Origin of the sequence: Paeniglutamicibacter sulfureus (assembly GCF_030512175.1) — a bacterium.
Taxonomy (GTDB): domain Bacteria; phylum Actinomycetota; class Actinomycetes; order Actinomycetales; family Micrococcaceae; genus Paeniglutamicibacter; species Paeniglutamicibacter sulfureus.
The window spans coordinates 152,246-173,821 of record NZ_JAULBL010000001.1; the positions used below are offsets into that span (position 1 = coordinate 152,246).

A 21,576-nucleotide genomic window follows, 5' to 3' on the forward strand; every position below is an offset into this window, starting at 1 on the left:
TACTTGATCGGGTCCCACTGAGCATATGACTCCCGCCACACAATTTCAAGATGAATGTATACACGAACGGACTATTTTGGAATAAAGTCTCATGCTTCGCGTGACTTTGTGGCTTTTCTGTATACAATTAACGGCATGAGGGCAAGCGACAAGGCTTATGAGGCACTGCGAACGGACATCGTCGAATGGCGGTTGCGTCCCGGTGCCGTGCTGGGCGAGGTTGAACAGGCCGAACGCCTAGGTGTTTCACGCACCCCGCTGCGTGAGGCCCTGGCCCGGCTGGTCGCCGACGGGCTGGCAGTTCAGCAGCGCGGCCGCGGTGCCGTGGTCTCCGACGTCTCGAGCGAGCACGTTGACGACCTTTTTGACCTGCGTCGCGCCCTCGAGGTCGAATCCGCCCGCATTGCGGCGCGAAAAGCCGAGCCGGCCACCTTTGCGTCGCTGCGCTCCCGCTTCCTGGAGGCGGGACGCTGCACCGGCCCCGAAACCCGCGAGGCCTACTACCTGTTGGCCGGGGAACTCGACAGCTGCATCGATGCCGCGGTGGACAACCCCTACATCGAACAGGCCCTGCGCTCACTGCGGGTCCATCTGGCCCGGGTCCGCCGCCTGGCACAGGACGACCCCGAAAGACTGGCGAGGTCCGCGCTTGAACACGCGGCGATCGCCGAGGCCATCGCGGCCCGAAATCCGGAGGTCGCCGCGGCGGCCACCCAATTGCACCTGCACCACAGTCTTGAACACATCAAAACCCATGCTGGACCCCGAGAGGACACCCCATGATCAACCACCCCGTACGCGTGTACCGCAGTGAAGAAAACCTTGCCCGCGAGGATCAGCTCGCGCACAAGATCGCTACCGTTGCAGCCGACCCGGTAGAGGTCACCGCAGAGGTCACCGAGATGATCATCAACCGCATCATCGACAACGCCTCCGTTGCCATTGCCTCGCTGAACCGCGGTCCGATCGTTGCAGCACGTGCCCAGGCCCTGACCCACGCCCCGTCCACCGGCGGCAAGGGTGCCTCGGTCTTCGGCATCACCGAGAAGGTCTCCCCCGAATGGGCAGCCTGGGCCAACGGCGTGGCGGTGCGCGAGCTCGACTACCACGACACCTTCCTGGCCGCCGAGTACTCCCACCCGGGCGACAACATCCCGCCGATCCTGTCGGTGGCACAGCACACCGGGGCTTCGGGCAAGGACCTGATCCGCGGCATCGCCACCGGCTACGAGATCCAGGTCGACCTGGTCAAGGCGATCTGCCTGCACAAGCACAAGATCGACCACGTGGCACACCTGGGCCCGTCGGCCTCCGCCGGCATCGGCACCCTGCTCGGCCTGGATGTCGAAACCATTTTCCAGGCCGTGGGCCAGGGCCTGCACACCACCACCGCCACCCGCCAGTCGCGCAAGGGCGAGATCTCCACCTGGAAGGCCCACGCACCTGCCTTCGCCGGCAAGATGGCCGTCGAGGCAGCGGACCGCGCCATGCGCGGCCAGACCTCGCCGGTGCCGATCTACGAAGGCGAAGACGGCGTCATCGCCTGGCTGCTGGACGGGCCGGACGCAGCCTACGAGGTTCCGCTTCCGGAGGCCGGCGAAGCCAAGCGCGCCATCCTGGACACCTACACCAAGGAGCACTCGGCCGAATACCAGGCACAGGCCTGGATCGACCTGGCCCGCAAGCTCAACCGTGAACACCCGGAAGCCGCCGACGCCAAGAACGTCGCCTCGGTCCTGATCAAGACTTCCCACCACACGCACTACGTGATCGGCTCCGGCGCCAACGACCCGCAGAAGTACGATCCGACCGCCTCGCGCGAGACCCTTGACCACTCGATCCCGTACATCTTTACCGTCGCCCTGCAGGACGGCGCCTGGCACCACGTGGATTCCTACTCCCCGGAGCGTGCGGGACGTGCCGACACCGTGGAACTGTGGAACAAGGTCACCACTGAGGAAGACAAGGAGTGGACCCGCCGCTACCACTCGCTGGACATCAACGAGAAGGCCTTCGGCGGCTCGGTGGTCATCACCTTGGCCGACGGCACCGTCATCACCGACGAGATCGCCGTGGCCGACGCCCACCCGTTGGGAGCCCGGCCGTTCGCCCGCGAGCAGTACATCAACAAGTTCCGCACCCTGGCTGCCGGCCTGGTCGAGGAAGACGAAATCGACAGGTTCATCGCAGCTGCCGAAAACCTGGAGAAACTGGGTGCCGGCGAGCTTGACCAGCTGAACATCGTTGCCGCCCCGGGCGTCATCGACCTCGCGGCAGCCCCGAAGGGACTGTTCTAACATGTTGTACTCCACCACCACCCCGGAGCAGAAGCGCGCGGCACTGCGCGAGATGCTCGTTCCGGGAACCGCACGCCAGTTCCCCGGGGCCTTCAACCCGCTCTCGGCCCGGTTGATCGAGGAAAAGGGCTTCGACGGCGTCTACATCTCCGGTGCCGTGCTTGCCAATGACCTTGGCCTGCCGGACATCGGGCTGACCACGCTCACCGAGGTGGCCACCCGTGCCGGGCAGATCGCCCGGATGACCGATCTGCCCTCGTTGGTTGACGCGGACACCGGATTCGGCGAGCCAATGAACGTGGCCCGCAGCATCCAGGAACTCGAGCATGCGGGGTTGGCTGGCTGCCACATCGAAGACCAGTTCAACCCCAAGCGTTGCGGCCACCTCGACGGCAAGAACGTCGTGGACCTGGACACCATGGTCAAACGCATCGCCGCGGCGGCGGATGCCCGGCGGGATTCGAACTTCCTGATCATGGCCCGCACCGACGTGCGCGCCGTGGAGGGGCTCGATGCAGCCATCAACCGGGCCAAGGCCCTGGTGGATGCCGGCGCGGATGCCATCTTCCCGGAGGCCATGAAGGACCTTTCCGAGTTCGAGGCAGTCTGCAAGGCGGTTGACGTGCCGGTGTTGGCGAACATGACAGAGTTCGGCAAGTCCGACCTGTTCACCCGCCAGCAACTGGCGGATGTCGGAGTGGCCATGGTCATCTACCCCGTGACGCTGCTGCGCAGCGCCATGGGAGAGGCCGAACGCGTCCTGGATGCGCTTGCAGCCGACGGAACCCAGGAGTCTCGGGTAGATTCAATGTTGACGCGTGCGCGTCTCTACGAGCTGGTTGACTACGAGGCGTACAACCGCTTCGACACCGGGATCTTCAATTTCCAGGTCCCTGATCTGGATATCCACTCAAACAACGCGAATTTGTAGGAATCAGGAGCGAAGTGATGACTGAAACTGAGATCAAGAAGGGCCTCGCCGGCGTCGTCGTCGACTACACGGCGGTCTCCAAGGTTAATCCGGAGACGAATTCGCTGCTATACCGTGGATACCCGGTCCAGGACCTGGCCGCCAGGAAGAGCTTCGAAGAAGTGGCCCTGCTGCTGTGGACCGGAGAGCTGCCCACTGAAATCGAGCTCACCGACTTCGTCGCCGCCGAGCGGGCAGGGCGCGCCCTGGCCGCCAACGTCAAGGCCGCCATCGACCTGCTGCCGCTCGATTGCCACCCGATGGACGTGGGCCGCACGGCGGTCTCGGTCATCGGCGCCAACCACGCACTGGCCGACGATTCCTCCCCCGAGGCCGAACTCATCAAGGCCAAGGAACTCTTTACCGCGTTCCCTGCGGTTGTCGCGTACGACCAGCGCCGCCGCCGCGGCCTGGGTGTCATCGAGCCACGCGAGGACCTGGACTACTCCCAGAACTTCCTGTGGATGACCTTCGGCGAGGAAGCCGCACCGGAGGTGGTCGACGCGTTCCGCGTTTCGATGGTCCTCTACGCGGAGCACTCGTTCAATGCCTCGACGTTCACCGCCCGTGTGGTCACCTCCACCCTCTCGGACCTGCACTCGGCCGTCACCGCGGCCATCGGGGCGTTGAAGGGGCCGCTGCACGGCGGCGCCAACGAGGCAGTGATGCACACCTTCCACGAGATCGGCATCGACAAGAACGAATCCCGCCAGGATGCCGCGGCCCGCGCCAAGGCGTGGATGGAGGAGGCCCTGGCCGCAAAGAAAAAGGTCATGGGCTTCGGCCACCGTGTCTACAAGCACGGCGATTCCCGCGTTCCGACCATGAAGGCTGCGCTGGACAAGATGATCGCCTACTACGGCCGTAGTGAAATGCTCGGGCTGTATGACGGACTCGAAGCGGCCATGGACGAGGCCAAGGCCATCAAGCCGAACCTCGACTACCCGGCCGGCCCAACGTACCACCTGATGGGCTTCGACACCGAGATGTTCACCCCGATCTTCATTGCCTCGCGCATCACGGGTTGGACAGCACACATCATGGAACAGCGCGCGTCCAACGCGCTGATCCGCCCGCTGTCCGAATACAACGGCCCGGAGCAGCGCGCGCTGTAATCATTCGGGACCTCAGCACGTTGCGAGGGAGTTGGCCGGGACCCAAAATGGGTGCCGGCCATCTCCCTCGCTTTCTTGTTCGTGCCTGTGCCTACGTGAGTCTCAACGACTCGGCAACCTCGATGGCCCGCAGGTACTCGCTGGATTCCAGGTAAGCGTCGCGCTCGGCCGCGTTCTTGAACCCCATGGGTCCGGTCCAGGCGTCCGATTGGACCATCTTGCCTTGGTAGTGGAAGGCGGTGGCCAGGTCGCAGAGCTTGCCCTCCGTGGCGCTGTCGACCGGGACCAGCGAGACCACGGATCGCTCGATCCCGAAGACGTCGGTCTGGGTGACCAGACCCAGGCCCAGCTTCCCCTCGTCGACCTCCACGGAGGTGGGGTTCAAGCCATGCAGCGTGTAGGTCCCCTCCGGGTCGCCGCAGCTTTCGGAACCGTCCTGGCCGGGACGGTCGTCGGGGAAGAGGCCGAGGTTGAAGACGGCCTTGCCGTGCGCATCGAAGAACATCAACTGGTAGGTTGCCGCGTCCCGTGGATCCGCCGTGGCGGGATCCATGGCCTTGCCGTCCTCGTCGCGCATGTTTTCGTACATGCTCCATGACGGGTGGGTGACTTCCAGGACGGAGTTGCCGTAGGCGACGCGTTCGGCCCCGTTCTCGGCTTCCATCCACGAAGGCACGTTCGGCCCGAAGAGCGTCGCGGCGACCTGCCGGGGTATTTCCTGGTCCTTGATGGCCCGGTCCATGCGTTTCTCGGGCGTTTCATCCGCTTCGTAGGTGTACCCACGCAGCAGGGGCCAGCTGAGGTGTTCTTGGTGCACCTCCACGCCGTCCTCGGCGATCTTCAGGGGCGAACTCACCCAGCGTCCCGCGTCGGGATCCCACTTGGCTATTAGCATGCCACCGGAAACGTCGTCGACGTTAAGCTCGGTGCGATACCGATCCGATGGCGTGAAGGCCGCGAATCCCTCCAGGCAACCAATGAGCGAGAAGGATTCGGCATCCAGTCCCGGATTGCTGAGCTTGCCGTTGCCGTCGGCGAACTGCATCTCGGGCAGCGACAGGGCACTGCAGGCCTCGTCGTCGGCGAAGTGCGCGCCGTCGTAGGCGGGGAACAGTTCGTTGGGCAACTGCAATGATTCCGGTTGTGAGGTCGGATCGGCCGCGCCGGTTTCCGACGGCACGGGGGCCGTGGGGCTTGGCGTGGGTGTTATGGCCGGTAGCGGGTCCGGAAGCGGGGCGTTCCACGGTGACCAGACGATCACCGCGGCCACGGCTGCGGCGGTGAGCATCCCGCCCACTGCCACGGGGCGCCAGGAGCGCCGCTGCTTGGGTGTTTCGCGCACCTTTTGCTGGGTAAAGACCGGGCGTGGTTCTTCCAGGTCCAGGGGAAGGGGCCCGGCGGAGTCCCGGCGCATGCGCGGGTCGGCGTCTCGCAGGAGCTGTTCAATGTTGTCCATTTGAGCTTCCACCCTTCAACATCTGGTTCGGTGCCTTCTTCGAAAAGGCCTTGCGCGCCCTGAAAAGCCGGGACTTGGCCGAGTCGGGCGAGCAATCGAGAATGGCCGCGATTTCAGCCAGGCTCAGTGAATCCCAATAGGCGAGCATGAGGATTTCGCGTTCCTGCGGGCGCAAGGTGTTCAGGACTTCGCGGACCGCGGCACCGGGATCGTTCTCCGGCTGCGGGCGGCGGGCCAGTTCACTGCTGCCCAGCTTCTCGACGAGGCTGCGTTGGCGGCGTTGTGCCCTGTATTCATTGGCGACCAGGTTCCGCGCTGTCACCAGGAGCCACGGCAACACATCTTCCGACGGCTCCTTCTGGTGCTGCCAGGCGATGCGGAAAACGTCGTTGGTGATCTGCTGGGCGGACTGCACATCGCTGGTGCGCCGGTACACGTATCCGTAAACGCGCTGGGAGTATTGTCGGTGCAGTTCTTCCACGTGCAACGCGGTTCTCGCTTCCACGGGTTCCCTCCCTCACGGCACCCAATGTCGGATGCTCCCCTATGCCTGGGTAATGTCCGGGTAGTCGGCTTCGGTTGCATCAGCGGCGGGAATTCCATGTCCCGGCCAGTTGAAGGTGGAAAAGCCGTCCACCGATTCGTTGTCGGCGGCAAGACGCACCAGGGCGTCGAAACGTTCACCCGACAGGATCCGCCCCAGCCACAGAGCCGAATCGTCCCACATCCGTTCCAACGGCAGGTTCTCCACCGGATGCCATTCCGGGGCAAGTTCCGCCGAGGGCCTGGCCATGCCGGTGAAAGCCGAGGTGAGGTAGATGGTGCAGTCCATGTCAGCGGCGGGGTTCGCGGGGAAGCGGAAGTAGACCCGGGCTGCGGGCAGCAGCGAAGCAATGTCGGCGACCAGCGAGGTTTCCTCGACCAGTTCGCGCACCGCGGCGGCCTCGGGGCTCTCCCCCGGCTCGATCTTTCCGCCCGGGGCAACCACCCGTCCGGCACCGAACCCGCACTGTTTCAGCCCCAGCAGCACCTGGGTGCCGTTTGGTCCGTGCTCCACGGGCAGGCACAACACGACCCGGGTGGGGGTTTGCGTCGATGCGTGCTCCATGGCTGGCAGCTCTTTTCCCTAGTTGTGGGCCCGCGGGTGGGCTGCCGCGTAGATTTCACGCAGCGTATCGGCCGTGACCAGCGTGTAGACCTGGGTCGTGGTCACCGAGGCGTGGCCCAGCAGCTCTTGGACCACGCGAACGTCGGCCCCGCCCTCGAGCAGGTGGGTGGCGAAGGAATGGCGCAGGGTGTGCGGGGAGACGTCTTGTTCGATGCCCGCCCGTTCTGCTGCCTTGGTGAGCACCGACCAGGCGGATTGGCGCGAGAGCCGTCCGCCGCGCTGGTTTAGGAAGAGGGCGGCAGTGCCTTTGCCCTTTGCCACGAGCTCGGGGCGCCCCCGGACCAGGTATGCGTTCAGTGCGTCAATGGCGTAGGAGCCCAGCGGCACGATGCGTTCCTTCGAACCCTTGCCGAAGAGCCGCACCACCGCCGGCCCGCTGGCCGGGCGTTCCAGGTGCAGGTCATCGACATCCAGGCCCACTGCCTCCGAGATGCGGGCGCCGGTGGAGTAGAGGAATTCGAGGATGGCCTTGTCGCGCAGGCCCGCGGACGTCTCGATGGAGACCGAATCCAGGATCGCGGTCACCTGCTCGACGCTGATGGCCTTGGGCAGGCGGCGCCCGGGTGCCGGCGGGTGCAGGTCGACGGCGGGGTTGGTGGGTGCCAGCCCCTCAAGTTCCCAGAACTTGTGCACTCCGCGCACCGCGACGATGGTACGCGCCGCCGAGCGTGCGCTCAGGGGCGCAGCTCCGTCGGCACCGTCGCGCACGGCCTGCGCGAAGGAGGTCAGGTGACCCAGGGTCACCTGGGACGGTTCGTGCACATCCTGGGTGTGCAGAAAGGAAACGTAGCGGTACAGGTCCCGGCGATAGGCGCTGACGGTGTTCTTGGCCATGCCGCGTTCCACGGCCAGATGCTGCAGGTAGGTCGCCAGGTGCTTGCCCATGGGCAAAGTTGCCGGGTCTGGTCCGGCAGGTGCCGGCGGAGCGGCAGGTGCCGGCTCGACGGGTGTCAGCCGGATGGTGGCCGGGACCGAACCGACAGGGGTCAACCGGATCGTGGCCGGCCCAATCGTGTCGGAAGACATTTCGCCGCTCCCCTAGAGCCTTGGCTCGTTGGAGCGCAGTCGCGGGTGGGCTTCAAACGAGGTGTCAACCGGGCGCAGCGATGTGTATCCGTCCGCGCGTGCCGCGACGGCCGCCAATAGGCCTGCAACTGCGGAAGGGTTGTGGATCCGCCCGCCCAGGACACCGGCAACGGCTTCGTCCAGGGGAACCCAGGCAAGTTCCATGTCGGCTTCCTCGTCGGTGCGTTCGTGGCGTTCATGCTCGGGGACCGGGTGGGCACTGCGGGCCAGATAGATGCGGATCGCCTCCGAGGATGATCCGGGGGAAAGGAACAGGTCGACCAGGACGGCCCAGTCCTCGGCGACCAGGTCGGCTTCCTCGGCAAGTTCGCGTGCGGCGGCAAGGTGCGGCGCCTCGTCCTCGATGTCCATGAGCCCGGCGGGGATTTCCCACAGGTTCATGCGCACCGGGTGGCGGTACTGGTTGATCATCAGCACCTCGTCGGCATCGTTGAGCACCAGCACCGCAACGGCCCCAGGGTGGTCGATGTAGTCCCGGACCAGCGGTGCGGCATCGGGCGCGAATTCAAAGGTGTCCTGCACTACGTCCCAGATGCGCCCGTCGTAGACGGTCTCGGACTTAAGCAGGCGGCGAGGGCTGAACGAATCGCCCAGCGCCTCGCCGTCTGTTGTTCCCATGGTGTTACTTGCCGGCCTTCTGGTGTGCCAACCCGGCCTTGACCAGTCCTGCAAAGAGCGGGTGCGGGCGGGTGGGACGGCTGGAGAGCTCCGGGTGGGCCTGCGTGGAGACGTAGTACGGGTGCACGTCCTTGGGCAATTCCACGAACTCGACCAGCTTGCCGTCCGGCGAAGTGCCGGAGAAGACCAAGCCAGCCTCCGCGATCTGGGCGCGGTAGGCGTTGTTGACCTCGTAGCGGTGGCGGTGGCGTTCGGCGACGGAGGTCTTGCCGTAGGTCTCGGCGATCACGGAACCCTCGGTGAGGGTCGCGTCGTAGAGGCCCAGGCGCATGGTGCCGCCCAGGTCGCCCTTGCCGTCGACAATGTGCAGCTGCTCAGCCATCGTCGCGATGACCGGGTGCGTGGAATTCGGTTCGAACTCGGTGGACGAGGCGTCTGCGAGTCCCACGACGTTCCGTGCGTACTCGATGACCATCGACTGCAGGCCCAGGCACAGGCCCAGGGTCGGCAGGCCGGTTTCGCGGGCAAACTTCAGCGCGCCGAGCTTGCCCTCGAGCCCGCGGATGCCGAAGCCTCCGGGAACACAGATCGCGTCAACGCCGGCCAGGGCCTTCTTGGCGCCTTCGGTGGTGGAGCAGTCGTCGGAGGGAACCCAGCGGATCTGGACCTTGGCCTTGTTGGCGAAGCCGCCGGCGCGCAGCGCCTCGGTGACCGAGAGGTAGGCGTCGGGCAGGTCGATGTACTTGCCCACCAGCGCAATTTCCAGGTGGTGCTTGGGGTTGTGGACGGCGTCAAGGAGCCTGTTCCACTTGGTCCAGTTCACGTCCTTGAACTTCATGCCCAGGTGCTGGACGATGTACGCGTCCAGGCCCTGTGCATGCAGCACGACGGGGATGTCGTAGATGCTCGGAGCGTCGGCGCAGTTGATCACTGCTTCCGGATCGACGTCGCAGGTGCGGCCGATCTTCACGCGCATCTCGTCCGGGATATCCCGGTCGGAGCGGATCACCAGGGCGTCGGGCTGGATGCCGATGGAGCGCAGCGCCGCCACCGAGTGCTGGGTCGGCTTGGTCTTCAGTTCCTGGCTGGGGCCGATGTAGGGCACCAGGGAGACGTGGACGAAGAAGACGTTGCCGCGGCCTATGTCCTGGCGGACTTGGCGTGCCGATTCGAGGAACGGCTGGGACTCGATGTCGCCAACGGTGCCGCCGATTTCGGTGATGATCACGTCGGGGGCCTTCTTGCCCTTGCCCGGTTCGGTGGCCGGCAGGCGCATGCGGCGCTTGATTTCGTCGGTGATGTGCGGGATGACCTGCACCGTGTCGCCGAGATAGTCGCCGCGGCGTTCCTTCTCGATGACCTCGGAGTAGACCTGGCCGGTTGTCACGTTGGCCATGCCGGTGAGGTTTTCGTCCAGGAAGCGCTCGTAGTGTCCGATGTCGAGATCGGTTTCTGCGCCGTCATCGGTGACAAAGACTTCACCGTGCTGGAAGGGGTTCATTGTGCCCGGATCCACATTGAGATACGGGTCTAGCTTCTGCATGGTGACGGAGAGACCACGTGCGCGAAGAAGGTGACCGAGGCTGGAAGCCGTCAATCCCTTTCCGAGGGACGAGGCCACGCCACCAGTGACGAAGATATGCTTTGTCGTTTCAGACGACCGGGAATCACGAGAAAGATTACGTTGCACCACGGGGTTCTACCCTATCACCTTTTCGTTGTTGGACGGTTGGGAAAGACTCTACAGCCTTGCCGGAAGCGGCAGGCGGAATCCGGGGTTCAGGAAAGCGAACTCACAAGCAGCTGCGCCTCCCCGAGCAGTTCCTCGGCATGGGCCTGGGCTGTGCTGGAGTCTTCCTGGCCGGCCAGCATCCGCGCCAATTCGCGCACGCGCTCGGCTTCGTCCAGGAGCACCACGTCGCTGGCGGTGAATCCCGCACCGTCGGCGGCCTTGGCATTTGAGGATTTGATGACCCGGACATGCCGGTCGGCGTAGGCTGCCACCTGCGGCAGGTGGGTGACAACTATCACCTGGACGTGCTTGGCCAGCATGGCCAGGCGCTTGCCGATCTCGACGGCCGCCTTGCCGCCGACACCGGCGTCCACCTCGTCGAAGACGAACGTCGGAACGGGGTCCACGGCTGCCAACACCACCTCGATGGCCAGCATCACCCGGGAGAGCTCGCCGCCCGAGGCCCCCTTGCCCAGCGGCCGCGGGGAGGACCCGGCGTGGGGCTGCAGCAGCATGGTGATCGCATCGATGCCGAAGCGGTTGGGTTCGGCGAGCTTCTCAAGCTCGACCACGAACTTCGCGTCGGGCATGGCGAGGGCCGCGAGCTCGGCGGTGACCCGGGCTGCCAGGTCCTTGGCCGCCTTGGCACGCAGCTTCGAGAGCTTGGCAGCCAGGTCCGCGACCTCAAGGCGCAGCGCCTCGGTTTCGGCACGCAGCTCCTCGATGCGGCCGTCGTCACCCTGGATCTCGGCCAGACGCGCGCGAGAGTTGTTGGCCCAGGCGATTACCTCGTCGATGTCGGGCGCATACTTGCGGATCAGCCGGTTCAGGTCGGCGCGGCGTTCCTCGAGCGCAGCAAGCTGCTCTGGACCCTCAGTGTCCAGGTCGGAGAGGTAGGCGGCCAGGTCGGTCGACACCTCTGCCGCAAGGATGCCGATCTCGTTGAGTCGCTCGGAGAGGGACTTGATGTCCGCGTCGTCGGCGGCGACCTGCTCCAGGGCATGCCTGGCGATCTCCACCAGGGAGATGACGCTGGGAGCCTCATAGTCCTCGCTGTTGAGCGACTCGTGGGCGAGGTTGGCGTTGGAACGCAACGCCTCAATGTTTGAAAGCTTCAGCGACTGGTGCTTCAGGTCCACGTCTTCGGCGGGCTGCGGGTCGACGGCGTCGATTTCCTCCAGGGCCGACTGCAGCGACTCGGCCTCGCGGATGCGTTCGCGGGATGCCGCTACGAGCTCCTCAAGCTCTGCGGTGGCACCGCCCCACTTGTCGAAGGTCTCCTGGTAGGTGGCCAACAGCTTGGCCAGCGGGGCGCCGGCAAACTTGTCCAGCGAGGCGCGCTGCGCCGCGGCTCCCTTGAGCCGCAGCTGGTCGGTCTGTCCGTGGATGGCGATCAGGTCCTCGCCCAGTTCCACGAGTACTCCCACCGGGGCCGCACGTCCGCCCACGGAGGCGCGGCTGCGTCCCTCGGCGGACAGGGTGCGGGTGATGATCAGTTCGGCCTGGTCCTCATAGCGTTCGACCAGGGCACCTGCTTCCTCGGCACGGTCAAGGACCTTGCTGGCGGCGGGCAGCACAAGCGTCGCATCCGCCACTGCCTGCTTGGCGCCGTGGCGCACGGCCCCGGCGTCGGCGCGGCGTCCGAGCAGCAGCCCGAGCGCGGTGATGACCATGGTCTTGCCGGCACCGGTTTCGCCGGTGACGACGCTGAATCCCGGGCCCAGCGGCAAGGTTGCCTGGGAGATGACACCCAGGTCGCTGATGCGTATTTCCTGTATCACAGTTGCCTCCGATGGTCTTTGTCCGCGAGGGTTTCCGGTTCGGGCTTGGGCGCGTGGTGGCGCGGCTCGATGACCTGCATCGCCGGGGTGATGACGGGCAGCGCGGTCGTGGCGGTCTCGCGTTCGCCGGGTTCCACCGGACCCCGCCAGCCGTGGATGGGTAGTTCGAACTTGTTGACCAGCCGCTCGGAGAACGGGGTCTGGTTCACCCGCGCCAGGCGCACCGGCTTGGTGGAGCGGGTGACTTCGATTCGGGCGCCCGGCGGCAGCTCGATGGAGCGCCGGCCGTCGCACCAGAGCACGGCCCCGGCATCGGTGCGGGTCAGGATCTCAATGGCCAGGACGGAGGTGGGGGCCACGACCAGCGGCTTGGCGAAGAGCGCGTGGGCACTGATCGGCACCATCACCAGCGCCTCGACCTCGGGCCAGACCACCGGTCCCCCGGCGGAAAACGCATAGGCGGTGGAACCCGTGGGGGTGGCCATGACCACGCCGTCACAGCCGAAGGTGCTTAGCGGGCGGCCGTCGACCTCCATGACCACTTCGATCATGCGTTCGCGGTTTGCCTTTTCGATGGCTGCCTCGTTCAACGCCCAAGTGTGCGCGATCCGGCGGTTGTCCAGCCAGACCTGCACGTCGATGGTCATGCGTTCCTCGACGGTGAAGCGGCTCTCCACGATCCACTGCACGGTTTCCTGCAGGGCTGTGCGTTCGCTTTCCGCCAGGAACCCTACGTGCCCCAGGTTGACCCCGAGCAGCGGGACCCCGGCGTTGCGGACCAGTTCGGCGGCCCGCAGCACGCTGCCGTCGCCGCCCAGCACAACGCCCAGGTCGATGTTCTCGAGGCTGGTGTCTTCGTCGAGGATCTCAACCTCGAGGTCCTCGCCCTCCGCGGTGTTGCGCACTGCCTGCATTTCCAGGCGCCGCATCACCGGGATGAGTCCGGCATCCCGCAGCCGGGAACAGGTGTCCACGGCTGCTAACAGGGCATCGTTTCGTCCGGTGTGGGTGAGGACCAAAATCCTGCGCATGAGTTCCTTCCTCGGCGGACCGAAGGTTAGGACATCGATTCAGATGCCGCCAGTCTAAGAATAGTCAACGTCCGGCCAGGCGTCGGTCCCGACGCGGGGATGTGCAAAAGCCTCCGGATTGTGTCCGGAGTCCTTGCGCAGCCACAGAAAGAATTCGACGTTGCCGTCCTGGCCCGGGAGCGGGCTGCGGGCCAGCCCCTTCACGGCCAGTCCGGAGTCGTGCGCGCAGGACATCACGGCGTCCACCGCCTTGCGCCGCTGGGTCGGGCTGCTGACCACCCCGGTGCGGGACAGCTGCTCGCGGCCGATCTCGAATTGCGGCTTGACCATGAGGACCAGGTCGCCGTCGGGCTCCGTGGCCCTGGCCAGGGCATTCAAGACCATGGTCAGCGAGATAAAGGACAGGTCGGCCACGACCAGGGACACGGTTCCGCCGATGTCCGCGGGATCCAGGTAGCGGACGTTCATGCCCTCGTGGACGTGGACGCGGGCGTCCGTCCGCAGCTCGGGGACGAGCTGGCCGTGTCCCACGTCGACGGCCTCGACATGGTCAGCACCGCGGCGCAGCAGCACGTCGGTGAATCCGCCGGTCGAAGCCCCGGCGTCAAGGCAACGTTTCCCGGCGACCTCGATGTGTGAAAACTCAGCCAGTGCACCGGCCAGCTTGTGCCCGGCGCGACTCACGAATTCCTCGCCCGCGGCGGCCTGGACGGTGATGGCCGAGGTCTCGGCAACGTTCTTGGCGGCCTTCGTGGCAATCATGCCGTCGACACGCACGCGCTGGTCGGCGATCAGCCGGGCGGCGTCGGTGCGCGAACGGGCCAGGGACCGGGTGACCAGTTCCTGGTCGAGGCGGCTCATGCCTGCTCCTGCGAGGTGGCATCCAGGTCGGCGGTCAACGAGGCCAGCAGGTCCTCGAAGATGGCCAGGTGTTCGGCAACGGGGGTGGATGCCAGGGTTTCCAGGACTTCGAGGTCTGTCGTCGATGCGCGTGAATCCGAGGGGGCGCCCGGGCGTGGCCCGGGGACCGCTGCGCCGGGGCCGATGTTGGGAAGTGGGGTGTGGTTGCTGCTCATCATCACCATCGAGCCTATGGCTTGATGCCGACGATTTGGGAAAAGCTCAGCCTAGGTTCCACGGCGTGTTCCTGCCGCGGGTGGGCTAGCCACCAGGCCGCGCATGCCGCACGCCAGGAATCCAGGTCGGCTTCATCGCCGTCGATGGTGATCGTGTCGCCGTTGACCGAGGCCATGGCGGATCCGCAACGGACGCCGAACCCGGTGACCTCGACAACCGGGTAAGGCTCGTAGAGCCCGGAGAGGTCGGCCAGGAGATAATCGGGGCGTTCGGCAGTGCGGGCGGCCAGGGCCGTGCGCACCGTGTCGACTCCGGTAAGCACCAGCGCGGTGTTGAATGCGGCGTTGTTTCCGCCCAGGATGTCCGTATCGAGCCGGTCACCCACCACCAGCGGTCGGGTGGCCTGGAAAGTTTCGGCCGCGCGGCGGAAGAGCAGTGGCTCGGGCTTGCCCGCCACCAGCGGCTTGGTCTTGGTGGCGGCTGCGACGGCCTCGACCAGGGCACCGTTGCCCGGGGCTATGCCCTCGGCCCGCGGTATGGTCAGGTCGGTATTCGTGGCGACCCAAATGGCACCGCCATTAATCGCGAATGCAGCTTCGGCCAGGTCCTTCCAGCCGACGGCGGGGTCGAAGCCCTGGATGACACCCTGGGGGCCATCGTGGTGGCTGGAGACGATTTCCATTCCGAAGGAGCTGACGCAATCGCGCAGGTGGGCGCTGCCCACCACCAGGACCTTGGCGCCCCGGGGAAGTTCCTTGGCCAGGAGTTCAGCCCCCGCGTCGGCCGAGCCAAAGACTTGCTCGGCCGACGCGGGAGCGCCAAGTTGATTCAGGTGTGCGGCAACGGCACCCGGGGACCTTGAAGCGTTGTTCGTGACATACGCCAGGACCACCGAATGTTCCTGCAATCGATTCAGGGCCTCAATGGCCTTGGGAATTGCACCGTTGCCGGCATAGACGACGCCGTCGAGATCGGCGAGCAGCGCGTCAAAACCTGTAATCAGCATGGATGGATCGAATTCCTACTTTTCGTCGTTTTCGTCCTGGTCGATAACCGGGGACGTTCCGTTGGCCTCGGTGACGGCCGGGGCCTCGTCATCGAGTTCCGGGTTCGATTCCTCGGCCACTTCCTCCAGCGAGGACGCATCGACAACGTCGACGGCGTCTTCGTCAGAGAGACCTTCTTCTACGGCTTCTTCCGAGGATTCGTCGCCGTCTTCCGAGGAAGGGGTCTCCGACTCGACGAGATCGCGGGCGCGCGGGCGGCGTGCATCGGTTTCGTCGTCTTCGCCGAGGTCGATGATATCCGGTTCGGCGAACTCGCCGGTGCCCAGGGCTTCCTCGGCCACGGAGATCTGCTTGCGCCAGGTCGACGCTTCTTCGATGCGGCCCAGGTTTTCCAAGGCGTCTGCGTAGGCCGAGAAGAGGCGCGGGCTGTAGCTAAACGCGCGGTTCATGTCCAGCTGCGGGATCTCAAGTTCAGCCAAGGCTGCGTCGAGGTTACCCAAGTCGTTCTGGGCACCGGAAGCGACCATGGCCATTTCGACCTTGCCGTTGGTATCCAGTGTCTCGATGACCTCGCTGTGGGCAATTTCCAGCGCCTTTTCCGGACGACCAATTCCACGTTCGGAATCGGCGATCAGGGGCAGGTGCAGGTTGTTGCCGCTGATGCGACGGTGGGTACGGAATTCACGCAATGCTTCGGCAAACTCACCGGCAGCGTAAGCGGCCAGACCAACTGCTTCACGAACAACGGCAACGCGGCCGCCACGACGGGAAGCTGCGATGGTGTGCTCATACGCCAACTGCGGATCGATATCGATCAAGCGACCGGCCATGACCAGGTGCTTGGATACCCATTCGTTGTTGACGTCGTCAAGGTAACGCAGTTCCGCGCGGGTAATGCGGTCCAGTTCCTTGCCGGTTACATCGTCATCAATTTCCGGTGAGCGTCCGCGTTCCGGGCTGTTGGAGCTGCGAAGGTCGGCCGGGTTGTGGGCGCGGCGGTTCTCTTCGTCGCGCAGCGCTTCGAGGTCAGCAGTGCTGGCTTCGTTGCGGGGCTTGAATCCACCACGGTCTTCGCGAGGCTTGAATCCACCGCGATCTTCACGGGGCTTGAAACCGCCTTCACGACGGTCTTCGCGAGGCTTGAATCCACCGCGATCTTCACGGGGCTTGAAGCCACCTTCACGACGGTCTTCACGGGGCTTGAATCCACCACGGTCTTCACGGGGCTTGAAGCCACCTTCGCGACGGTCATCGCCGCCACGGAATCCACCGCGGTCTTCGCGGGGCTTGAAACCGCCTTCGCGACGGTCATCGCCGCCACGGAATCCACCACGGTCTTCACGGGGCTTGAAACCGCCTTCGCGACGGTCATCGCCGCCACGGAATCCACCACGGTCTTCACGGGGCTTGAAACCGCCTTCGCGACGGTCATCGCCGCCACGGAATCCACCACGGTCTTCACGGGGCTTGAAGCCACCTTCACGGCGATCGTCGCCGCCACGGAATCCACCACGGTCTTCGCGGGGCTTGAAGCCACCGCGATCTTCACGGGGCTTGAAGCCACCTTCACGGCGATCGTCGCCGCCACGGAATCCACCGCGGTCTTCGCGGGGCTTGAAGCCGCCTTCACGACGGTCATCGCCGCCACGGAATCCACCGCGATCTTCGCGAGGCTTGAAACCGCCTTCACGACGGTCATCGCCGCCACGGAATCCACCGCGATCTTCGCGGGGCTTGAAGCCGCCACGGTCTTCACGAGGCTTGAAGCCACCGCGATCTTCGCGGGGCTTGAAGCCGCCACGGTCTTCACGGGGCTTGAAGCCACCTTCACGGCGATCGTCGCCGCCACGGAATCCACCACGGTCTTCGCGGGGCTTGAAGCCACCACGATCTTCACGGGGCTTGAAACCACCTTCACGGCGGTCATCGCCGCCACGGAATCCACCACGGTCTTCGCGAGGCTTGAAGCCACCTTCACGGCGGTCATCGCCACCCCGGCGGAAGCCGTCGCTGTTGTTCGGCTTAGAACCATTTCGGTCGCGGTTGTCCTTTGACCCGAAGCCCTTGTTTTCGTTTGACACTAGATGTGTTCCTCTCAAAAGGGTCTTCAGTTTTGGACCCCACGCATGAACCAGTGGACCTCCGCATCTCACGGAAGCCCACACTAAAATCTTTTTGCCCTCACCAGGGCATTGAACGCCTGCATCTATCTTAGTCGAGCGTACCGAGTCGCCTTCGTGATTTGAACCAATAGTGCGCAACGCAACTGATCAATACTACGGCAGAATCTCGACAACTCCCGTGGATCATCAGGCCAATCCGATTGGACTCAAGATCTCGAATCGCCGGCGAGCAATTTCAATCCCACGAATTAGTTCACTCGGCATGGAGCTAACCTGCTTCGAGTAGAGCGACGTGTCGAAGACGGGACCAATTCAAGCAGCCGCACATTTCCAAGTCGCGAACCTTCTTCTGCACCTCCAACTCGTCGATTCGCTCGATTGGCATGACGATGACATCATGAAAACCGCGAATTTTATCGAGGCTGCTGCACAAATACATTGAAGGACGCCCGACGTGGAATTCTTGGATGCAGAATGGGCAGTTTTTCTAGCGTCCACGCCATTCCCGCTACTAAAAGTTTGGTTTTTGGTGGTGTGGTGGTTAAGCATCGAAACCCCCAAGCCGGTGGGGCTTGGGGGTTTCGGGACGTTGTGTCCGGCGGTGACCTACTCTCCCACACCCTCCCGAGTGCAGTACCATCGGCGCAGTGGGTCTTAGCTTCCGGGTTCGGTATGGGACCGGGCGTTTCCCCCACGCTATGACCGCCGTAACTCTGTTACCGCCACCCAAAGCTGGTTTGGGTGTGGTGAATCTGTGGGTTACGACCATGATAGTTATGGTTGTTGTTGTTCCGCGAAAAACAAATTGGGTTTGTTGTTTCGGGACCGTATAGTGGACGCAGCGTTTCTTGCCAACCACCGAGCGTGTCGGTGGTGTGGTGTTTGTGGTTTAAGTTGTCGGCCTATTAGTACAGGTCAGCTTCACGAGTCTTTAGTCCTCGCTTCCACATCCTGCCTATCAACCCAGTGGTCTGGCTGGGGGCCTCTCACACTCAAAAGTGTATGGAAATCTCATCTCGAAGTGGGCTTCCCGCTTAGATGCTTTCAGCGGTTATCCCTTCCGAACGTAGCTAATCAGCGGTGCACTTGGCAGTACAACTGACACACCAGAGGTTCGTCCGTCCCGGTCCTCTCGTACTAAGGACAGCTCTTCTCAAATTTCCTGCGCGCGCAGCGGATAGGGACCGAACTGTCTCACGACGTTCTAAACCCAGCTCGCGTACCGCTTTAATGGGCGAACAGCCCAACCCTTGGGACCTACTCCAGCCCCAGGATGCGACGAGCCGACATCGAGGTGCCAAACCATGCCGTCGATATGGACTCTTGGGCAAGATCAGCCTGTTATCCCCGAGGTACCTTTTATCCGTTGAGCGACGGCCGTTCCACAACGTGCCGCCGGATCACTAGTCCCGACTTTCGTCCCTGCTCGAGCTGTCGCTCTCACAGTCAAGCTCCCTTGTGCACTTACACTCGACACCTGATTGCCAACCAGGCTGAGGGAACCTTTGGGCGCCTCCGTTACTCTTTAGGAGGCAACCGCCCCAGTTAAACTACCCATCAGGCACTGTCCCTGACCCAGATCATGGGCCGAAGTTAGGTGACCGGTACAGCCAGAGTGGTATTTCAACGATGACTCCACCCGAACTAGCGTCCGGGCTTCACAGTCTCCCACCTATCCTACACAAGCTGCACCGAACACCAATACCAAACTATAGTAAAGGTCTCGGGGTCTTTCCGTCCTGCTGCGCGTAACGAGCATCTTTACTCGTAGTGCAATTTCGCCGAGTTCATGGTTGAGACAGCGGGGAAGTCGTTACTCCATTCGTGCAGGTCGGAACTTACCCGACAAGGAATTTCGCTACCTTAGGATGGTTATAGTTACCACCGCCGTTTACTGGGGCTTAAATTCTCAGCTTCGCTCCAAAGAGCTAACCGGTCCTCTTAACCTTCCAGCACCGGGCAGGAGTCAGTCCGTATACATCGTCTTGCGACTTCGCACGGACCTGTGTTTTTAGTAAACAGTCGCTTCCCCCTGGTCTCTGCGGCCCACACCCGCTCCGAGGAGTAAATCCTCATCACGGGGCAGGCCCCCCTTCTCCCGAAGTTACGGGGGCATTTTGCCGAGTTCCTTAACCATGATTCTCTCGATCGCCTTAGTATTCTCTACCTGATCACCTGTGTCGGTTTGGGGTACGGGCGGCTAAAACCTCGCGTCGATGCTTTTCTTGGCAGCATAGGATCACCGAATCACCCCCCAAAAGGGGCGCCTATCGGGTCTCAGGCTATGTGAGTCGCGGATTTGCCTACGACTCGCCCTACATCCTTGGACCAGGTCAATTCCATTGCCTGGCTCGGCTACCTTCCTGCGTCACACCTGTTAATACGCTTACCTCCCTGGTTCGGGTCCCGCGCCGCACACCCGATACAAGGCCCGAAGGCCTTGAGGTGGGTGGTTGGGGCGGTTAGCATCACCAGTTCGGTATGGGCGGTTTTTCACCGGTACGGGAATATCAACCCGTTGTCCATCGACTACGCCTGTCGGCCTCGCCTTAGGTCCCGACTTACCCAGGGCAGATTAGCTTGACCCTGGAACCCTTGATCATTCGGCGGACGGGTTTCTCACCCGTCATTCGCTACTCATGCCTGCATTCTCACTCGTGTGGGCTCCACCGCTGGTTTACACCGCGACTTCACTGCCCACACGACGCTCCCCTACCCATCCACACGGCTGGACCACGAAGGCCTGCCAAATATGTGAATGACGCAACTTCGGCGGTGTGCTTGAGCCCCGCTACATTGTCGGCGCGGAATCACTTGACCAGTGAGCTATTACGCACTCTTTCAAGGGTGGCTGCTTCTAAGCCAACCTCCTGGTTGTCTTCGCAACTCCACATCCTTTTCCACTTAGCACACGCTTAGGGGCCTTAGTTGGCGTTCTGGGCTGTTTCCCTCTCGACTATGAAGCTTATCCCCCACAGTCTCACTGCTGCGCTCTCACTTACCGGCATTCGGAGTTTGGCTGACGTCAGTAACCTTGTAGGGCCCATTAGCCATCCAGTAGCTCTACCTCCGGTAAGAAACACGCAACGCTGCACCTAAATGCATTTCGGGGAGAACCAGCTATCACGAAGTTTGATTGGCCTTTCACCCCTACCCACAGCTCATCCCCTCCATTTTCAACTGAAGTGGGTTCGGTCCTCCACGCGCTCTTACACGCGCTTCAACCTGGCCATGGGTAGATCACTTCGCTTCGGGTCTAGATCACGCCACTCACTCGCCCTATTCAGACTCGCTTTCGCTACGGCTTCCCCACACGGGTTAACCTCGCGACGTAACACTAACTCGCAGGCTCATTCTTCAAAAGGCACGCTGTCACCCCAACAAGGAGGCTCCAACGGATTGTAAGCGCACGGTTTCAGGTACTATTTCACTCCCCTCCCGGGGTACTTTTCACCATTCCCTCACGGTACTTGTCCGCTATCGGTCATTGGGTAGTATTTAGGCTTACCAGGTGGTCCTGGCAGATTCAAACGGGATTTCTCGGGCCCCGTCCTACTTGGGATACTCTCACAAAGCGGCGGCACGCATTCGCACTACGGGACTCTCACCCTCTACGGTCCGGCATTCAAGCCGATTCGCCTATGCGCCCGCACCTCACTTCACCAGTCCGGCAGAACTGATATGGAAAGTCCCACAACCCCGACCATGCAACGCCCGCCGGCTATCACACATGGCTCGGTTTAGCCCCATCCGCGTTCGCTCGCCACTACTAACGGAATCACTATTGTTTTCTCTTCCTGCGGGTACTGAGATGTTTCACTTCCCCGCGTTCCCTCCACACAGCCTATGTGTTCAGCTGCGGGTCATACGGCATGACACCGTACGGGGTTTCCCCATTCGGAAATCCTGGTCTCAACGTCCGGTTATCGACTCCACCAGGCTTATCGCAGATTCCCACGTCCTTCTTCGGCTCCCAATGCCAAGGCATCCACCGTGCGCCCTTAAAAACTTGACCACAAACATGATCAAAAATTTACATGAGCTATATATTATTACAATCGAAAGAACCAAGAAAAACACACCCGAAAGTGCGTTCACCAGGTTCAATAATTCAT

The 21,576-nt window shown here is 63.2% G+C and carries 17 protein-coding genes and 2 rRNA genes; 5 read left to right on the plus strand and 14 right to left on the minus strand.

Translation table 11 applies throughout. The features are described from left to right. The first annotated feature begins 135 nt into the window (after positions 1–135). From Q2T94_RS00655 to Q2T94_RS00670, 4 genes are read left to right on the plus strand one after another with little or no spacing between them, the layout of a single operon-like run. Positions 136–783, plus strand: a complete 648-nt coding sequence (locus Q2T94_RS00655; RefSeq protein ID WP_302262495.1) for a GntR family transcriptional regulator — start codon at positions 136–138, stop codon at positions 781–783. Continuing rightward, the gene (locus tag Q2T94_RS00660; protein WP_264270776.1) at positions 780–2,297 is read left to right on the plus strand and encodes an MmgE/PrpD family protein; all 1,518 of its coding nucleotides are present in this window, start codon (positions 780–782) and stop codon (positions 2,295–2,297) included. The genes Q2T94_RS00655 and Q2T94_RS00660 overlap by 4 nt, the downstream gene beginning before the upstream one ends. Position 2,298: 1 nt before the next feature. Next, a complete protein-coding gene (prpB, locus tag Q2T94_RS00665) occupies positions 2,299–3,228 on the plus strand; it encodes a methylisocitrate lyase (protein WP_302262496.1) in 930 nt (309 codons plus the stop codon). 17 nt (positions 3,229–3,245) lie between these two features. Next, positions 3,246–4,382 carry a bifunctional 2-methylcitrate synthase/citrate synthase gene (locus Q2T94_RS00670; RefSeq protein WP_302262497.1) on the plus strand — a complete coding sequence of 379 codons (1,137 nt, stop codon included), beginning with the start codon at positions 3,246–3,248 and terminating at the stop codon, positions 4,380–4,382. 91 nt (positions 4,383–4,473) lie between these two features. Here the strand turns inward: Q2T94_RS00670 and Q2T94_RS00675 are convergent, their stop codons facing one another. The 12 genes from Q2T94_RS00675 to Q2T94_RS00730 all read right to left on the minus strand — a co-directional run bounded on the left by Q2T94_RS00675 (position 4,474) and on the right by Q2T94_RS00730 (position 16,156). Continuing rightward, on the minus strand, positions 4,474–5,838 hold the full coding sequence (locus tag Q2T94_RS00675) for a hypothetical protein (protein WP_302262498.1): 1,365 nt from the start codon (positions 5,836–5,838) through the stop codon (positions 4,474–4,476). After that, positions 5,825–6,343, minus strand: coding sequence for an RNA polymerase sigma factor (locus tag Q2T94_RS00680; protein WP_302262500.1), 519 nt, complete (start codon positions 6,341–6,343; stop codon positions 5,825–5,827). Before Q2T94_RS00680 ends, Q2T94_RS00675 begins: the two co-directional genes overlap by 14 nt. A gap of 39 nt (positions 6,344–6,382) precedes the next feature. Next, a complete protein-coding gene (locus Q2T94_RS00685; protein WP_302262501.1) occupies positions 6,383–6,946 on the minus strand; it encodes an 8-oxo-dGTP diphosphatase in 564 nt (187 codons plus the stop codon). An 18-nt stretch (positions 6,947–6,964) separates the two neighbouring features. Continuing rightward, entirely contained in the window at positions 6,965–7,891 is a 927-nt protein-coding gene (gene xerD, locus Q2T94_RS00690; RefSeq protein ID WP_302263329.1) for a site-specific tyrosine recombinase XerD, read from the minus strand. Positions 7,892–8,044: 153 nt separating this feature from the next. Next, a complete protein-coding gene (locus Q2T94_RS00695; RefSeq protein WP_264270782.1) occupies positions 8,045–8,710 on the minus strand; it encodes an NUDIX domain-containing protein in 666 nt (221 codons plus the stop codon). Positions 8,711–8,714: 4 nt separating this feature from the next. Beyond that, complete coding sequence (gene pyrG / locus Q2T94_RS00700) at positions 8,715–10,403, minus strand: CTP synthase (protein WP_302262502.1); 1,689 nt, start codon at positions 10,401–10,403, stop codon at positions 8,715–8,717. Between the two features lie 86 nt (positions 10,404–10,489). Beyond that, complete coding sequence (gene recN, locus Q2T94_RS00705; protein WP_264270784.1) at positions 10,490–12,223, minus strand: DNA repair protein RecN; 1,734 nt, start codon at positions 12,221–12,223, stop codon at positions 10,490–10,492. Continuing rightward, positions 12,220–13,254 carry an NAD kinase gene (locus tag Q2T94_RS00710; protein WP_264270785.1) on the minus strand — a complete coding sequence of 345 codons (1,035 nt, stop codon included), beginning with the start codon at positions 13,252–13,254 and terminating at the stop codon, positions 12,220–12,222. The genes recN and Q2T94_RS00710 overlap by 4 nt, the downstream gene beginning before the upstream one ends. A gap of 54 nt (positions 13,255–13,308) precedes the next feature. Continuing rightward, on the minus strand, positions 13,309–14,115 hold the full coding sequence (locus tag Q2T94_RS00715) for a TlyA family RNA methyltransferase (RefSeq protein WP_264270786.1): 807 nt from the start codon (positions 14,113–14,115) through the stop codon (positions 13,309–13,311). After that, entirely contained in the window at positions 14,112–14,330 is a 219-nt protein-coding gene (locus Q2T94_RS00720) for a hypothetical protein (RefSeq protein ID WP_264270787.1), read from the minus strand. Before Q2T94_RS00720 ends, Q2T94_RS00715 begins: the two co-directional genes overlap by 4 nt. Before the next feature lie 14 nt (positions 14,331–14,344). After that, a complete protein-coding gene (locus tag Q2T94_RS00725) occupies positions 14,345–15,337 on the minus strand; it encodes an HAD-IIA family hydrolase (RefSeq protein ID WP_264270788.1) in 993 nt (330 codons plus the stop codon). Positions 15,338–15,352: 15 nt separating this feature from the next. Then, positions 15,353–16,156: a tetratricopeptide repeat protein gene (locus Q2T94_RS00730; RefSeq protein WP_302262503.1), complete on the minus strand. Its 804-nt coding sequence runs from the start codon at positions 16,154–16,156 to the stop codon at positions 15,353–15,355. A gap of 168 nt (positions 16,157–16,324) precedes the next feature. Between Q2T94_RS00730 and Q2T94_RS00735 the strand changes: the two genes are divergently transcribed. Next, positions 16,325–17,392 (plus strand): hypothetical protein, encoded by a 1,068-nt coding sequence (locus tag Q2T94_RS00735; protein ID WP_302262504.1) that lies wholly within the window; start codon positions 16,325–16,327, stop codon positions 17,390–17,392. A gap of 662 nt (positions 17,393–18,054) precedes the next feature. On the opposite strand, the gene rrf is transcribed toward Q2T94_RS00735, so the two are convergent. Further along, positions 18,055–18,171, minus strand: a 5S ribosomal RNA gene (rrf, locus tag Q2T94_RS00740). A gap of 175 nt (positions 18,172–18,346) precedes the next feature. Next, positions 18,347–21,476, minus strand: a 23S ribosomal RNA gene (locus tag Q2T94_RS00745). Between the last annotated feature and the right edge of the window lie 100 nt (positions 21,477–21,576).

Coding starts and splice junctions, on each gene's coding strand:
- Q2T94_RS00720 (WP_264270787.1), bottom strand. CDS start 14,330: ATGAGCAGCAACCACACCCCACTTCCCAACATCGGCCCCGGCGCAGCG.
- Q2T94_RS00655 (WP_302262495.1), top strand. CDS start 136: ATGAGGGCAAGCGACAAGGCTTATGAGGCACTGCGAACGGACATCGTC.
- Q2T94_RS00685 (WP_302262501.1), bottom strand. CDS start 6,946: ATGGAGCACGCATCGACGCAAACCCCCACCCGGGTCGTGTTGTGCCTG.
- xerD (WP_302263329.1), bottom strand. CDS start 7,891: ATGGGCAAGCACCTGGCGACCTACCTGCAGCATCTGGCCGTGGAACGC.
- Q2T94_RS00660 (WP_264270776.1), top strand. CDS start 780: ATGATCAACCACCCCGTACGCGTGTACCGCAGTGAAGAAAACCTTGCC.
- Q2T94_RS00670 (WP_302262497.1), top strand. CDS start 3,246: ATGACTGAAACTGAGATCAAGAAGGGCCTCGCCGGCGTCGTCGTCGAC.
- Q2T94_RS00725 (WP_264270788.1), bottom strand. CDS start 15,337: ATGCTGATTACAGGTTTTGACGCGCTGCTCGCCGATCTCGACGGCGTC.
- Q2T94_RS00695 (WP_264270782.1), bottom strand. CDS start 8,710: ATGGGAACAACAGACGGCGAGGCGCTGGGCGATTCGTTCAGCCCTCGC.
- prpB (WP_302262496.1), top strand. CDS start 2,299: ATGTTGTACTCCACCACCACCCCGGAGCAGAAGCGCGCGGCACTGCGC.
- Q2T94_RS00710 (WP_264270785.1), bottom strand. CDS start 13,254: ATGCGCAGGATTTTGGTCCTCACCCACACCGGACGAAACGATGCCCTG.
- Q2T94_RS00675 (WP_302262498.1), bottom strand. CDS start 5,838: ATGGACAACATTGAACAGCTCCTGCGAGACGCCGACCCGCGCATGCGC.
- Q2T94_RS00715 (WP_264270786.1), bottom strand. CDS start 14,115: ATGAGCCGCCTCGACCAGGAACTGGTCACCCGGTCCCTGGCCCGTTCG.